Below are 13,768 nucleotides of genomic sequence, written 5' to 3'. Positions count from 1 at the left end.
GCCGTCGCTGTTGGCGCACTTGCGGGGGCGCGCGCGGATTCCGACATGGATGCGCAGATCAGGGACATCGTCGAGACGGAGCTCGCGCCGACCGCGACCGCGGCCGATCCGGGCGGCCTCGCCGCCGCGGTCTATGCCGGCGGCCGGGTCACCGTGTTCGACTTCGGTTTCGCCGACGCCGCCGCAGAGCGCACGATCACTTCGGACACGCTGTTCAACCTCGCCTCGCTGCGCAAGCTGTTTGAGGCGACGCTGGTCGCGCTCGGCAGGGAGCGCGGCGAGGACAATCGCGCGGCGATGATGCCGGAGATCATGCAGCGCATGGTTCAGGGCTATTCCCACGACGGCACGCCGATCGGCCCAATCGGCAATCAGCAGAGCTATTACGATTTTCCGGGCGCCGGCCAGATGTTCTCATCAGTGCGCGATCTCCGCATCCTGCTGCGGGCCTGTCTCGACCGCGGGGTGATCGATCCCGAATTGCGCGGAGCATTGCAGATGACCATGCGCGAGAGTTTTCGCGTCGATGCGAAGTTCGGGCAGGCGATGGCATGGGAGCCTGCGGCTCGACGGCGCCACCGTCATCGACAAGCCGGGCGGTCTCAACAATGCGTCGGCCTATATCGGTCTGGTGCCTGCGCGCAGGTTCGGGATCGTGCTGCTTGCCAATCGTGGCGACTACCCGCACGAGATCGCGCGCTACAGGATTTCGCCGGCACTCGCGCGGCTCTAACCAAACCAAAATACCTTAGCAATTCTGCGTGCTAATCCGATGACACGGCCTTCACGGCCAAGCAGGGGATGCATGCAAAAAATGCGATGGCACGGAACCATGATCGGCTGTATAAGCCGGTAGCTTCTTCTCCATGTTGAAGAGGCTGATATGACTGACCTGCAAAATCCTGATTTGCACGCTCCTGATCTACATACTTGGCTTTCGCAGCAGCCGCACGGCTTGCGGACCTTCAGGACCTTCCAGCAAAAACTCGAGATATTGAGCAAGGACGACCCCGAGCAACGCGGCGTTTGCCGGTTGTTGAGCGGTCTCGTCGGTAATTATGTCGAAACCTTTGACGAGGAGCCGTTGCCTGTTGCGGTCGCCGACCGAGCCTATGGCCGCCTGCTCGATCTCGTCGCCAGCCTTGATCTCAAGGGCAATCCCGACCGCCGCCTCGCTGACATCAACCGTATCGCGTCCTGCGATCTCCTGAACTGATTGCGCCTTATCTGCGAGCCGCTGCGATCTCGCGATACAGCGCAGCATAGCGGCTGGCGCGGTTGTGCCAGGAGACGTCGGTGGCCATGCCGGCCTGCTGCAGGCGGCGCCAGGTCACCTTGTCGTTGAACAGCAGGTTCGCTGTGCGCAAACCGTGGGCGAGCGCCTCCGAGGTCACGGGAGCGAACTTGACGCCGGTTGCCGCACCGCCCGTGACCGCGGCTTCGTCGAAACCCAGCACGGTGTCGGCGAGGCCGCCGACATCAGCGACAACGGGGACCGCGCCGTAGCGCAGCGCGCAGAGTTGGGTGAGGCCGCACGGCTCGAACCGCGACGGCACCGCGAGCGCATCGGAGCCGGCCTGGATCAGGTGCGCCAGCGCCTCGTCATAGCCGATCACGACTGCGATCCGTCCGGGATTGTCGCGCGCAAGCGCGGTGTAGCGATCCTGCAGGTCACGATCGCCACTGCCGAGCAGCGCGAGCTGAATGCCCTCGCTGAGCAGCGTCGGAATGTTGTCGAGCAGCAGGTCGAGGCCCTTCTGCCATGACAGCCGGCTGATGACGCCGAGCAGCATCGCGTCCGGCACCGGATCGAGCCCGAAGCGCCGCTGCAACGCCGCCTTGTTGGCGGCGCGCTCCGCGATCTGCTCGGCGCTGAAGCGCGCGGCGATGTCGGGGTCGGTGGCTGGATTCCACACCTCGATGTCGATGCCGTTGAGGATGCCGCTCAGCACGTCGGCGCGTTCGCGCAGCAGGCCGCCGAGCCCCATGCCGCCCTCGTCGCTCTGGATCTCCTGCGCATAGGTCGGCGACACCGTGGTGATACGGTCAGCGAATTGCAGGCCGGCTTTGAGCAGGCTGATGGTGCCGTAATATTCGACGCCGTGAAGCGAGTAGGCCTCGCCGGGCAAGCCGAAGGTCGGGAGCATGTCCGGCGAGAACTGGCCCTGATAGGCGAGGTTGTGCACGGTCATCACCGTGCCCGGCCGCGGCTGCCCGCCATAGTGCAGGTAGGCCGGTGCGAGGCCGGCCTGCCAGTCATGCGCATGCACGATGTCGGGAACGAAGGCGGCGATTGCACCGCGGCCGATTTCCGCCGCCATCCGCGAGAGCGCCGCAAAGCGGATGCCGTTGTCGGGCCAGTCCCGTCCGTCGGGGTCAACATAGGGATTGCCGGGACGTGCATATAGATGCGGCGCGTCGAGCGCGAACAGATCGAGGCCGTCATGCGAGCCGGCGAGTACACGGATCGGCCCGCCGTAGAATTCTTCGCGGTGCAGCAGCGTCTCCGCGGAGGCCAGCGCCTTGAGTACCGCAGGATAGCCGGGCACCAGTGTCCGCGTCGCGACGCCGTGCTCTTTCAGTGCTGCCGGCAGCGCGCCGACCACGTCGGCGAGGCCGCCGGTCTTGACGATCGGGTAGACTTCGGAGGCGACCGCGAGGACGCGGATGGGCGTCATGTCGCGAGCCTGTCGATCATCGATTGGGTGATCAGCGTGATTCCGTTCTCGGTGGTGCGGAAGCGCTTGCCGTCGAATTCGGGATCCTCGCCGACCACGAGCCCTTCCGGAATCCGCACGCCGCGATCGATCACGACGTTTCTGAGCCGCGCGCCGCGGCCGACATTGACATAGGGCATGATCACCGCGTTCTCGACATTGGCGTAGGAATTGACGTGGACGCCGGTGAACAGCAGCGAGCGCCGCAGCGCCGCGCCCGAGATGATGCAGGCGCCCGAGACCAGCGAGGTCACCGCCTGGCCGCGCCGTCCGTCCTCGTCATGCACGAATTTGGCCGGTGGGGTGATCTCGGCATAGGTCCAGATCGGCCATGCGCGGTCGTAGAGATCGAGTTCCGGCACGACATCGGTGAGATCGATATTGGCGCCCCAATAGGCGTCGACGGTGCCGACGTCGCGCCAGTAGGAGCGGGGATCGTCGCCGGAGCGGACGCAGGAATCGCTGAATTGATGCGCGACGGCGCGGCCGTGCTTGACGATGTAGGGGATGATGTCCTTGCCGAAATCGTGGTTGGAATTCGGGTCGGCGGCATCGCGGCGCAATTCGTCGTAGAGGAATTGGGAGTCGAAGACATAGATCCCCATGCTGGCGAGCGACTTGTCCGGCTTGCCGGGCATCGCCGGCGGATCCGCCGGCTTCTCCAGGAACGACTGGATCACGCCGTTGTCGTCGACATGCATGATGCCGAAGCCTGAGGATTCCGCGCGCGGCATTTCGAGGCATCCGACCGTGACGTTCGCGCCGCTCTCGACATGCTGCTTCAGCATGATCTCGTAGTCCATCTTGTAGATATGGTCGCCGGCGAGCACCAGGATGTACTTGGTGCCGTGCGCCTCGAGGATGTCGATGTTCTGGTACACGGCATCCGCAGTGCCGAGGTACCAGTTGGTCTCCGAGACGCGCTGGCTTGCGGGCAGGATGTCGAAGCTCTCGTTTCGTTCCGGGCGGAAGAAGTTCCAACCGCCTTGCAGATGCCGGATCAGGCTGTGTGCCTTGTACTGGGTCGCCACCGCGATGCGGCGGATGCCCGAGTTCACCGCATTGGAGAGCGCGAAATCGATGATGCGCGACTTGCCGCCGAAATAGACGGCAGGCTTGGCGCGCTTGTCGGTCAGCTCCTGAAGTCTGCTGCCGCGTCCGCCGGCCAGCACATAGGCGAGGGCGTGACGCGACAATGGTTCATTTCCGACGGATCTCATGGTCATCCTCCCAGTACTTCAGGCTGGCCCCGCTGCCTTCTCTTGTCCGGAAGGCCTGATCGGGCGCCAACGGGGCCGATCGGAACGTAGCAAGCGCGCCCCGGTTGAGCAAAGCGGGATGGCGGTTTTCGTTCCCAGGGTTTCGCCTCCCGGGCAGCGGGGTTGCGACTTGGTTAAAGCTATTGACGGCGCGCGATTTCGGCCTAGAGCAAGCCTGCGCATTTTCCCGCCCAGGCCAGCCCGCTCATGACAGTTTCTTCCGTTTCCCCCCAGGATATCCGTGCAACGCTTTTGCTGCGCCGGGAGATCGCGCTGCTCGACGTCAGGCACGAGGCGGAATTCGCCACCGGCCATCCGCTGTTCGCCGCCAACATGGCGGCCGGGCGGATCGCGCTCGAAGCCGAGCTGCGCCTGCCGCGCAAGGACGTACCGATCGTGCTCTATGACAATGGCGAGGGACTGGTCGCCGCCGCTGCCGACCAGTTGCGGGCATTGGGCTACAGCAATGTCGCTGCGCTCACTGGCGGCCTCGAGGCCTGGAAAGAGGCCGGCTATGAGGTGTTCGAGGACGTCAATTCCTACGCCAAGGCGTTCGGCGAATTGGTCGAGGCACGACGCCATACCCCGTCGTTCAGCGCCGACGAGGTCGCCGCGCTGATCTCGAACAAGGCCAACATCGCGATCCTCGATGTGCGTCGGTTCGACGAATATGCCACCATGAACATCCCGGGCTCGGTCAGCGTGCCCGGTGCGGAGCTGGTGCTGCGCGCAGGCGGCGCGGCGCCCGATCCCGACACCACCATCATCGTCAACTGCGCCGGCCGGACCCGTTCGATCATCGGCACGCAATCGCTGATCAATGCCGGACTGCCCAACAAGGTGCGGGCGCTGCGCAACGGCACGATCGGCTGGACGCTCGCGAAGCACGATCTCGAGCACGGCGCCGGCAAGCGCGGCGATGTCGGGCCGTTCGCGGGCGCGGCTGACAATGCGCGCGACGTCGCCTATCGGGCGGGCGTCCGTCACATCGGCGCGGCCGAGCTCGCCGCGCTGGAAGCCGACGTGCTGCGCACGCTGTATCGCTTCGACGTGCGCGAGACGGAAGAATATGCGGCCGGTCATCTGGCCGGCTTCCGGCATTATGCCGGCGGCCAGCTGGTGCAGGAGATCGACATGGCCGCGCCGGTGCGCGGCGCCCGCATCGTGCTGAGCGACGACAGGAGCATCCGCGCCGATATGACGGCGTCCTGGCTCGCCCAGATGGGCTGGGAGGTGTATGTGCTCGAAGGCGGCTATGACGGACCGCTCGACGTCGGTCCACCGCGCGTCGTGCCGCGGCCAGATCCCGCGCATCGCTACCGGCGTCCGTATGAGGGCACCGATGTCGCGGAGCAGGCGATGCAGGCCTATCTCGATTGGGAGTACGGCCTGGTCGACCAGCTCCGTCGCGACGGCACGCACGGGTTTTATGTGATCTAAGGAGCGATGAGATGCGGTCGAGCTTTGACCGCAAAGAGAGCCCGTCATTGCGAGCGCGAGCGAAGCAATCCATCTGTCCGCGAGTGCATGGATAGATGGATTGCTTCGTCGCTTCGCTCCTCGCAAGGACGAAAGGACTGCGCGAACTCAGTCCGGGCTGAACGCGTCGTACACCAGCTTGCGGAACATCGGCGTGATGCGCTGGCGTTCGTTCTGGGTCTGCTCCAGCATGATGTAGATCATGTCGAGCTTCGGATCGACGCCGAAATAGGTTCCGCTGCCGCTGTCCCATTTCAGCTCGCCGATCGAGCCGGGCGGCGGCGGCCTGGCAATGCCGGGATCGGTACGCACCGCGATGCCGTAGCCGTAGCCGAACCCGTCGCCGGGAAAGTACCAGTAGTCGCGGCCGACGCCGGAACCAGGCCCGATATGGTCCCTCGTCATGTCCTTGAACGCGGCCGGGCTCAGATATCGCTTGCCGTCGAGCTCGCCGCCATTGAGCAGCATCTGCGCGAAGCGCGCATAATCGAGAATGGTCGACACCAAACCGCCGCCGCCGGATTCCCACTCCGGATGCGCGCGCCGGTCGTTCTCCCCGTCGATCAGGATGGTGTCCGAGGGCAGCGGCTCGGCTAGCCGCGTCCGTTCGGTCTCCGCATCGAGCACAAATCGGGTGTCGTTCATCTTCAGGGGATCGAAGATGCGCTCCTTCTCGAACTGATAGAGCGACTTGCCCGAGACGATCTCGATCACCCGGCCGAGCACGTCGGTGGAATGACCATAGCGCCACAGCGTGCCGGGCTGCCGCGACAGCGGCAGCTTGGCGAGCCGCGCGGTGAATTCCTTGTTGTCGAATTTCCCGTCGAACAGGTGGCCGTCGCGGTAGATCTTCTGGATCCAGTCGGCGCCGATATATTCGTAGGTGATGCCCGAGGTGTGCCGCATCAGGTCTTCGATCGTGACGGGGCGGATCGGCGGCACCAGCTCCACCTTGGCCGGATCGTTGCCGCCATCGGGTTCGATGGCGACCTTCACGTCGGCGAAGGCCGGGATGTATTTCGACAGCGGATCCTGCGGCGACAATTTGCCCGCGTCGACCAGCATCATCGCAGCGGTGTTGGTGATCGGCTTGGTCATCGAATGCAGCGCGAACATCGTGTCCGGCCGCATCGGCGATTTGGTGGTGACGTCGCGATAGCCGAAAGTCTTCAGATAGACCGGCTTGCCGTGCTGCTGGATCAGGATGGCGGCGCCGGGAATGCGGCCGCTCGTGACCTCATCGTTGAAGAACGCGGTGATGCGTTCGAGTTTCTCCGGCGACGGGGCGGGGGCGTCGGAGCCGCGCGCCGCGCCCGATGTGACAAGCGCAAGACAGGCGACCGCGGTCAATGCTCCGCGAACCATCCGCATGGCGAGGTGGATCGTCGGCCGATCATATCCGCATGACATTGAAAAAAGCCGCCCCTGCCTGATGCCTTGAACGCCGCAGTCTTAGCGCAGGCGCCCCCGCACCATAATCATTTTCAGGCGACATTATTCCCGGACGATGGGCGAAATTCATACAATTTGCGTGGCGCCGACCGGCGTCCGCACGGCATTCGACAGCACTTGCAGGGCCTGGCTCAGTTCGGCGCGGTTGCGCGCGGCGCCGAGCGACACCCGCAGGCCGCGCGGTGCCGCTTCACCCGTCGCAAAGGCGTCTTCGCCGACCACGGCGAGGCCATTGCGCATCAGATGCGACAGCAGGTCGGTGCCATCGAAATGTTTCGGCAACGGCATCCAGAGATGGTGGCTGGCCGGCCGCGCTGCGTAGCTGACGCCCTTGAGGAAGCGGGCCGCGAGCTGCTGGCGCGCGGCCGCCTCGTTGCGGATGGCGCGGATGATGTCGGCGGCGATCCCGGAGCGCAGCCATTGCGTGACCAGCGCCACCATCAGCGAGGGCGGCATCTGCATGGTGGCCTGCATGCCCGCGCGCATGCGCTGCTCGGCGCTCGCATCGGGCGCCAGCAGATAGGCGACCCGCAGCGCCGGCGCGATGCATTTCGCGATGCTCGCGGCAAGGTAGGTGTGTTCCGGAATCAGGCTGGCAATCGGTGCCACCTGCGGTTCGAGCGGGCCATAGACGTCGTCCTCGATCAGGACGCAGCCGCGCTTCCTGATGATATCGGCGACCGCCTTGCGCCGCGCCGCGCTCATTGTCGCCGTGGTCGGGTTCTGCTGCGTCGGCACCAGATAGACTACCTTCGGCTTGTGCTTGCGGCAGGCCTCGTCGAGCGCGTCCGGCCGGGCGCCCTCGGTGTCCATCGCAACGCCGACCAGGCGGACGTCGAGCCGCGCCGCCGCGGCCTTGATGCCGGGGAATGTCAGCGCTTCCGTCAGCACCACGTCGCCGGGCGATGTCAGCGCCAGCAGCGCGTTGAAGATGATCGCCTGCGAACCCGGATAGATCACGATGCGGTCGGCCGATGCATTCGGCACGCGCGGCGCGAGCCACGCCGCGCCGACCTCGCGCTCGTCCGCGGTGCCGCCGGGCCGGGTATAGCCGAGATAGGCTGAAAATCCGGCCTCGGAGCGGATGGTCGCAAGTCCCTGTGCGATACGCAGGTCGAGATTCGCTTCCACCGGCTGCGGCGGCAAATTCATCGACAGGTCGATGTTGACCGGAGCGGGCAGGTCGGAGGCCGCGCGCGCCGTGGTCTCCGAGACAAAGGTGCCCTGGCCGACGCGGGCGTCGAGCAGCCCTCGCCGTCGCGCCTCGCCATAGGCGCGCGTCACGGTGGTCAGATCGATGCCGAGCGCGGTCGCCAGCGCGCGATGGGTCGGCAGGCGTTGGCCGCGCACCAGCCGACCGCTCGCGATGTCGGCGGCAAGTGCATCGACGATGCGCAGAAACATCGGGCCGTGCCATTCCGAAACTGTAGGGATCCAATCCATGCAATTCGACGCTTTGTCTTTGATTGTATGCTCTTAGAGGCATATTGTATGGATCATCAGATCAGGTCAAGGACAACGACCAAGGACGACTGCGATGACCGAGATGGTTTCCCTGCCAAAGGCGATGTTGCGCGGCTTCACCATGAAGTGCCCGAACTGCGGGCGCGGCCACCTGTTCGGCCGCTTCCTTAAAGTGGCTGATCATTGCGAGGTCTGCAGCGAGGACTTCACCCCGCAGCGCGCGGACGATTTCCCGGCCTATCTCGTGATCGTTGTGGTCGGCCACGTCGTGGTGCCGGCGCTGCTCTGGATGGAGATGACCTACGCGCCGCCGGCCTGGCTGCAACTGGCAATCTGGCTGCCCGTGACGTTGTTCAGCGCGCTTGCGTTATTGCAGCCGACCAAGGGCGCGATCGTCGGCTTGCAGTGGCAGCTCGGCATGGAGGGGTTTGCGGCGACGCGGCGTGCGGTAGCGCGGGCGCCGAGTGCCGTTGGGCGAACACGCCAAGCCTAACGTGATGTCGTAGCCCGAATACAGCGAAGCGAAATCCGGGCCGGAATCTTCAAATCGGATGATGATGGGGTCGGAACATGCGGCCCTTCTCCGTCACCAGCACCACGGCGAGCGCTGCCAGCGTGCAGAGCAAGAAGCCGGTCGCGAACGGCAGCAGCGTGCCGTTGTAATCCTGGCCGATCGTGGTGCCGATGCCGATCCCGAGCAGGGTGGTGATTGTGCCGTAAAGCGACGAAGCGGTGCCGGCGATCTTGCCCTGCGGCTCCATCGCCAATGCTGTGAAGTTCGCCATTATCAGCCCGAACGCGAACATCATCAGGACTGACAGCGCCATGAACAGCGACAGCGACAGCATGTCCGTCTTCACCGCGACGAACAATGCCGCGGCGACGACGGCAAAGCCGGTCAGCGCCGCGTGCGAGATCACGCGCATGCCGATGCGGCCGACGATCCGCGAATTGAGGAAGCCGGCGATCGCGACGCCGACCGCACAGGCGGCGAAGGCGACCGGGAAGTAATGCCCGAGCTTGAAGACCTCGGTGAAGATCTGCTGTGACGAGAACACGAAGGCGAACAGCGAGCCCTGCACGCCGCCGGCGGCGAGCGCATAGCCGAGCGTCTGGCGGTTGGTGACGGTCTGGCGGAACGCGGACAGCACCTCCGGGATCGCCAGCGACTTGCGCAGCTCCTTGGGCAGCGTCTCCGGCATCCGCATCGCGCTCCAGGCCAGCGCGATCACGCCGTAGATCATCAGCAGCACGAAGATGCCGCGCCAGTGCGTCAGCAGCATCACGGCCTGGCCGAATGACGGCGCGATCACCGGAACCGCGATGAACACCATCATCGCCAGCGACATCACGCTCGCCATCCGTCGTCCGGCGTAGCAGTCGCGCACGATCGAGGTCGCGATCACGCGGGTTGCCGCGGTGCCGAGCCCTTGCAGCGCGCGCGCCAAGAGCAGCGTCTCGAATGACGGCGCAATGATCGCGAGCAGGCCGGCGATGGTGTAGACGGTCATGCCGCCGAGCAGCACCGGGCGGCGGCCGAAGCGGTCCGACAGCGGGCCCATCACGAACTGGCCGACACCGAAGCCGACCAGGAAGATCGACAGCACCATCTGCGGGCGGTTGGCGTCGGCGATTTGGAACGCTGAGCGGATGTTCGGCAGCGCCGGCAGCATCATGTCCATCGCCAGCGGGTTCAGCGCCATGATGGAGGCGATGACGACGACGAATTCCGGAAAGCCCATCGGGCGGTGGCCTGAGGAAACCCAGGCATCGGCATTGATGTCAGACACTTACGACCTCTTGGAGAGCCCCGGATCATAGTGTTCTTGCTGCGTTGCACAATCGGCATTTCCAGATGGGAGACCGTCGGCGAGGGCTGAGGTAATCCGGTCATGGAACCGGACCGGCGGCCTCGGCCTGGGCGATATCGTTGCTGCTGCAACTATTTAGCTCGTGCCGCGCGAAAACCTCTGCTATCCCCGTACCAGCATCCGCACGGGGCAGGCGCATCGCGTCGGTCACGCCCGCGCGGCCAAGAACTGATTCAAGAACGGGTTTGGGGAGGCCAATGTCCATCGAGATCTCCGCGCGCTCGCGCGGCGCTGAACTGTCGGATGAGGAGCGCAAGGTCCTCACCGCAACGCTCGTCGGCACCACCATCGAATGGTACGACTTCTTCGTCTACGCCCAGGCGGCGGGCCTGGTGTTCGGCGCGCTGTTCTTCGCGCCGATGAACGCGAACAATCCGCTGCTGGCACAGATCGTCTCGTTCGCGACGCTCGGCCTGTCCTTCCTGTTCCGTCCGCTCGGCGCCATCGTCTGCGGCCATCTCGGCGACCGCTTCGGGCGCAAGAACATGCTGGTGGTCACGCTGCTGCTGATGGGCGCTGCGACCGCGCTGGTGGGCCTGTTGCCGACCTATGCGCAGATCGGCGCCTGGGCACCGGCACTCCTCATTCTGCTTCGGATCCTGCAGGGCTTCTCGGCGGGCGGCGAGTGGGGCGGCGCGGCCCTGATGGCGGTGGAATCGGCGCCTCGCGACAAGCGCAGCTTCTTCGGCTCGTTTCCGCAGATCGGCACGCCGCTCGGTATGATTCTGGCGACCGGCGTGCTGTGGGTGCTCACCGCGACGCTCGGCAAGCAGGCGATGATCGAATGGGGATGGCGCATTCCGTTCCTGCTATCGATTCTTTTGATCGTCGTCGGCATCGTGATCCGCCGCACCGTGGAGGAATCCCCGGTGTTCAAGGCGATGCAGCGCCGGCACAAGGAATCCTCCGCGCCGCTGAAGGAGTTGATGCGCAATCATGCCAAGGAGATTTTCCGCACCGCGCTGATCTTCATGGCCAATAATGCGGCCGGCTATATCCTGATCGCGTTCCTGATCAGCTACGGTGCCAACACGCTGAAGATGCCGTCCGAGCAGCTGCTGCTGATCGGCACGCTGGCGGCGGTGAGCTGGTTCATCTTCACGCTGCTGGGCGGCATCCTCGGTGATAAGATCGGCCGCGTGCGCTGCTTCCAGATCGGATACGGCCTGATGGTGCTGTGGGCGGTGCCGATGTGGTTCCTGATCGACAGCAAGAACCTCTTGCTGTTCTTCGTCAGCGCCGTCGGTCTCACCATTGCGCTTGGTTTGTCCTATGGCCCGCAGGCGGCGCTCTATGCCGAGCTGTTTCCAGCCAAGGTGCGCTATTCCGGCGTCTCGATCGGCTACGCGCTCGGCGCCATCTTCGGCGGCGCCTTCGCGCCGATGATCGCGCAATGGATCATCGGCAGCTACGGCGAGTCCTGGCGCGTCGGCGTCTACATCGCGGTGCTGGCGCTGATCTCGCTGATCACGGTCTCGACCATCAAGGACCCGCAGGGCGTCGATCTGAATGTGAATGACGCGGGCACGTGAGGTGTGCAGGGCGGATTAGCCGCAAGGCGCGATCCGCCACTGCCTCTGCGTTGCGGTGGATTGCGCCGGAGCTTGTCGTCGGGCCGCGCTTTGCGCGGACCCCGGTGGGCCAATCCACCCTACGCAGCGCTGGAACTTCGGCGCGCCATTCAGATGCGGGCGCCGCGGTTGTAGCCGTCGACGAGCTGATTGTAGTCACGCATCAGCCGGGCCGGCGACCCCTCCACCATCCAGCCGGCGCCGGGGTTGCTCAGCATCATCTTCTCACCCGAGCTGTAAGGCACCTTGTCGCGAACCCGGCGCATCAGTTGCTTCGCCGTGGTGAGGAACGATTTGGCGCTTCCGATGAACATCGAGCCGAGCTTGGCGTCGCCGTCCTTGCCGGAGGCCTCCTCGGTTGCCTTCACCGTGGCCTCATACTCGTTGAGCGCCTGGGTGATCGCGTCGATGTCGGGCTTGTCGGCCTGCTGCGCGCGAAGCACGCGTTTGGCCTGGATCATCAGGGCCTCGACATAATAGTGCGTCTTGCGGCCTTCACTCGCCTCGATCGCGGCCAGCTGCTCGGCGGCGTGCTTGTCGTTGATGGCCTCGACGCCGGCGCGCAACGCCTTGTCGGCGCCGGCGAACGCATCCCAGGCCGCGACCAGGCGCGGATGCAGCGCCTTGCCCTTGGCCATCTTGTCGTCCTTGTAGTTCTCCTGGGTGTAGTAGTCGTCCGCCTCCTTCAACAGCGGCTCGAGCGTGGTGACGGCGGCAACATAGGCATTCGCGGCGGCTTCAAGCCCGGCATCGTGCGGGTCCGCCGCATTGGCGGCTGCGACGCTCGTCTTGCAGTCGGACGTGTCGTAGATCGTATAGGTGCCGTAGATGATCCGCTCCTTGCCGGTGGGACCGCTCTTGGCGGCCCAGGAAAAATAGCGGTCGCGGGATTCGTACGATCGCGCCGAGAGGCGGTTGATGCACCCGACATAGGCATTCATCTTTTGCGTCAGTTGCGCATTCGCCGATGACGCAGGCGGGGCCTGCTGGGCGGCGGCCGGTTCGAGAAAGGAAAAGACGGCTGCAATCACAAGGAAAGGGGTATTTCGCATCGGGAATTTGCCCTCATCTCGGCCGGAAGTTGGCCGCCTCAGTCTAGGAAGGTTATGTGACGGCAGGAGGTGTCCGTCACGCGCCTCCGCCGAGGCCGCGCGGCACACTATCGACAGACTTGTTTGTCGGCTACGGGCCAAAAGCCACTACCGCCGGAACAAGGCGCTTATCGGTGCGCCTGGTTGATTCCGAGCAATGCCTTCAGCTTCTTGACCGCGCTGTCCGGCGTCGTCAGCACCTCGCGGCCGGTGGCTTCGGCGACACGCTCGGCGGCCGGCGCCATGCTGTACTGCGCGAGCGCGATCAGGTCGCAGTCGCGCAAGTCCTTGCTGGCCTCGACCACGATGCGGTCATGCTCCGCACGGTCGCCGCGATCGAGCGCGGCCAGCGCGCCCTCGGCGAGCTTCGGCACCAGCGTGACCTCAGACGGAAATTCCGGCGGCATCGACACCAGCGTCGGCGGGAAGGTCGAGAGCAGGCCGATCCGCTTTCCCCGTGCGACCGCCTGTTCGATCATGGCTTCGTTCGGCTTCAGGACCGGCATCGGCGCCTGCGCGCGCGCCACCGCCTCGATGCAGGGCCCGAATGCCGAGCAGGTGAACAGGATGCCGTCAGCGCCGGTGCTGGTCGCATAGCGGCCCATCACGAGGAAGCGTTCGGTCATGCGCTCGGTGAGCTTGCCCTCGCGCGCGAGATCAGCCGACAGGCTGTCGTCGAGCAGATTCATCAGCCGCGCTTCCGGCCAATGTCGTGCGAATGACGCCTCGATCGGCACGATCGAGTGCTTCAGGGCGTGAATGAGCGTGATACGCATGGTCGCTGCTCTTCTCCCTCTCCCCGCTCTTCGCGGGGAGAGGGTTGGGGTGAGGGGCTCTATCGTCGTAACAGGTCAGAGGGGGATA

General features: G+C 65.0%; 13 protein-coding genes. 5 read left to right on the top strand and 8 right to left on the bottom strand.

Annotation, left to right across the window (positions count from 1 at the left end; all coding sequences use genetic code 11):
• Window positions 1-45: 45 nt before the first annotated feature.
• Together ACTUWL_RS07595 and ACTUWL_RS07590 are read left to right on the top strand one after the other, a co-directional pair.
• Window positions 46-768, top strand: a complete 723-nt coding sequence (locus ACTUWL_RS07595; RefSeq protein WP_291732893.1) for a serine hydrolase — start codon at window positions 46-48, stop codon at window positions 766-768.
• 115 nt (window positions 769-883) lie between these two features.
• Entirely contained in the window at window positions 884-1,216 is a 333-nt protein-coding gene (locus ACTUWL_RS07590) for a hypothetical protein (protein WP_021076149.1), read from the top strand.
• Between the two features lie 7 nt (window positions 1,217-1,223).
• On the opposite strand, the gene glgA is transcribed toward ACTUWL_RS07590, so the two are convergent.
• Window positions 1,224-2,678 (bottom strand): glycogen synthase GlgA, encoded by a 1,455-nt coding sequence (gene glgA / locus ACTUWL_RS07585; RefSeq protein WP_021076150.1) that lies wholly within the window; start codon window positions 2,676-2,678, stop codon window positions 1,224-1,226.
• The gene (glgC, locus tag ACTUWL_RS07580; RefSeq protein ID WP_021076151.1) at window positions 2,675-3,937 is read right to left on the bottom strand and encodes a glucose-1-phosphate adenylyltransferase; all 1,263 of its coding nucleotides are present in this window, start codon (window positions 3,935-3,937) and stop codon (window positions 2,675-2,677) included. The genes glgA and glgC overlap by 4 nt, the downstream gene beginning before the upstream one ends.
• A 246-nt stretch (window positions 3,938-4,183) precedes the next feature.
• Between glgC and ACTUWL_RS07575 the strand changes: the two genes are divergently transcribed.
• Window positions 4,184-5,416, top strand: a complete 1,233-nt coding sequence (locus tag ACTUWL_RS07575) for a rhodanese-like domain-containing protein (RefSeq protein WP_021076152.1) — start codon at window positions 4,184-4,186, stop codon at window positions 5,414-5,416.
• 147 nt (window positions 5,417-5,563) lie between these two features.
• Here the strand turns inward: ACTUWL_RS07575 and ACTUWL_RS07570 are convergent, their stop codons facing one another.
• On the bottom strand, window positions 5,564-6,820 hold the full coding sequence (locus ACTUWL_RS07570; protein WP_106939905.1) for a serine hydrolase domain-containing protein: 1,257 nt from the start codon (window positions 6,818-6,820) through the stop codon (window positions 5,564-5,566).
• A 153-nt stretch (window positions 6,821-6,973) separates the two neighbouring features.
• Window positions 6,974-8,311, bottom strand: coding sequence for an aminotransferase-like domain-containing protein (locus tag ACTUWL_RS07565; RefSeq protein WP_291732886.1), 1,338 nt, complete (start codon window positions 8,309-8,311; stop codon window positions 6,974-6,976).
• Between the two features lie 133 nt (window positions 8,312-8,444).
• Between ACTUWL_RS07565 and ACTUWL_RS07560 the strand changes: the two genes are divergently transcribed.
• Complete coding sequence (locus ACTUWL_RS07560; RefSeq protein ID WP_021076155.1) at window positions 8,445-8,864, top strand: DUF983 domain-containing protein; 420 nt, start codon at window positions 8,445-8,447, stop codon at window positions 8,862-8,864.
• 49 nt (window positions 8,865-8,913) lie between these two features.
• Here the strand turns inward: ACTUWL_RS07560 and ACTUWL_RS07555 are convergent, their stop codons facing one another.
• Window positions 8,914-10,113, bottom strand: a complete 1,200-nt coding sequence (locus ACTUWL_RS07555; protein WP_106939880.1) for a multidrug effflux MFS transporter — start codon at window positions 10,111-10,113, stop codon at window positions 8,914-8,916.
• Window positions 10,114-10,261: 148 nt separating this feature from the next.
• The gene (locus ACTUWL_RS07550) at window positions 10,262-10,447 is read right to left on the bottom strand and encodes a hypothetical protein (protein WP_146160302.1); all 186 of its coding nucleotides are present in this window, start codon (window positions 10,445-10,447) and stop codon (window positions 10,262-10,264) included.
• On the opposite strand from ACTUWL_RS07550, the gene ACTUWL_RS07545 reads away from it, so the two are divergent.
• The gene (locus ACTUWL_RS07545; protein ID WP_021076157.1) at window positions 10,440-11,774 is read left to right on the top strand and encodes an MFS transporter; all 1,335 of its coding nucleotides are present in this window, start codon (window positions 10,440-10,442) and stop codon (window positions 11,772-11,774) included. The genes ACTUWL_RS07550 and ACTUWL_RS07545 overlap by 8 nt on opposite strands.
• Before the next feature lie 149 nt (window positions 11,775-11,923).
• On the opposite strand, the gene ACTUWL_RS07540 is transcribed toward ACTUWL_RS07545, so the two are convergent.
• Window positions 11,924-12,865 carry a YiiG family protein gene (locus ACTUWL_RS07540; RefSeq protein ID WP_021076158.1) on the bottom strand — a complete coding sequence of 314 codons (942 nt, stop codon included), beginning with the start codon at window positions 12,863-12,865 and terminating at the stop codon, window positions 11,924-11,926.
• 167 nt (window positions 12,866-13,032) lie between these two features.
• Complete coding sequence (locus ACTUWL_RS07535; RefSeq protein ID WP_021076159.1) at window positions 13,033-13,680, bottom strand: aspartate/glutamate racemase family protein; 648 nt, start codon at window positions 13,678-13,680, stop codon at window positions 13,033-13,035.
• Between the last annotated feature and the right edge of the window lie 88 nt (window positions 13,681-13,768).

Source organism: Bradyrhizobium sp. WCU1, assembly GCF_053474805.1.
This window is presented reverse-complemented; position numbering and strand designations above follow the sequence as displayed.

Bases quoted from the DNA above. Each gene is read 5' to 3' on its own strand.
- ACTUWL_RS07550 (WP_146160302.1), bottom strand. From the start codon at position 10,447: ATGGACATTGGCCTCCCCAAACCCGTTCTTGAATCAGTTCTTGGCCGC.
- ACTUWL_RS07535 (WP_021076159.1), bottom strand. From the start codon at position 13,680: ATGCGTATCACGCTCATTCACGCCCTGAAGCACTCGATCGTGCCGATC.
- ACTUWL_RS07555 (WP_106939880.1), bottom strand. From the start codon at position 10,113: ATGGGCTTTCCGGAATTCGTCGTCGTCATCGCCTCCATCATGGCGCTG.
- ACTUWL_RS07540 (WP_021076158.1), bottom strand. From the start codon at position 12,865: ATGCGAAATACCCCTTTCCTTGTGATTGCAGCCGTCTTTTCCTTTCTC.
- ACTUWL_RS07545 (WP_021076157.1), top strand. From the start codon at position 10,440: ATGTCCATCGAGATCTCCGCGCGCTCGCGCGGCGCTGAACTGTCGGAT.
- ACTUWL_RS07570 (WP_106939905.1), bottom strand. From the start codon at position 6,820: ATGGTTCGCGGAGCATTGACCGCGGTCGCCTGTCTTGCGCTTGTCACA.
- glgA (WP_021076150.1), bottom strand. From the start codon at position 2,678: ATGACGCCCATCCGCGTCCTCGCGGTCGCCTCCGAAGTCTACCCGATC.
- ACTUWL_RS07560 (WP_021076155.1), top strand. From the start codon at position 8,445: ATGACCGAGATGGTTTCCCTGCCAAAGGCGATGTTGCGCGGCTTCACC.
- ACTUWL_RS07575 (WP_021076152.1), top strand. From the start codon at position 4,184: ATGACAGTTTCTTCCGTTTCCCCCCAGGATATCCGTGCAACGCTTTTG.
- ACTUWL_RS07590 (WP_021076149.1), top strand. From the start codon at position 884: ATGACTGACCTGCAAAATCCTGATTTGCACGCTCCTGATCTACATACT.
- glgC (WP_021076151.1), bottom strand. From the start codon at position 3,937: ATGAGATCCGTCGGAAATGAACCATTGTCGCGTCACGCCCTCGCCTAT.
- ACTUWL_RS07565 (WP_291732886.1), bottom strand. From the start codon at position 8,311: ATGTTTCTGCGCATCGTCGATGCACTTGCCGCCGACATCGCGAGCGGT.
- ACTUWL_RS07595 (WP_291732893.1), top strand. From the start codon at position 46: ATGGATGCGCAGATCAGGGACATCGTCGAGACGGAGCTCGCGCCGACC.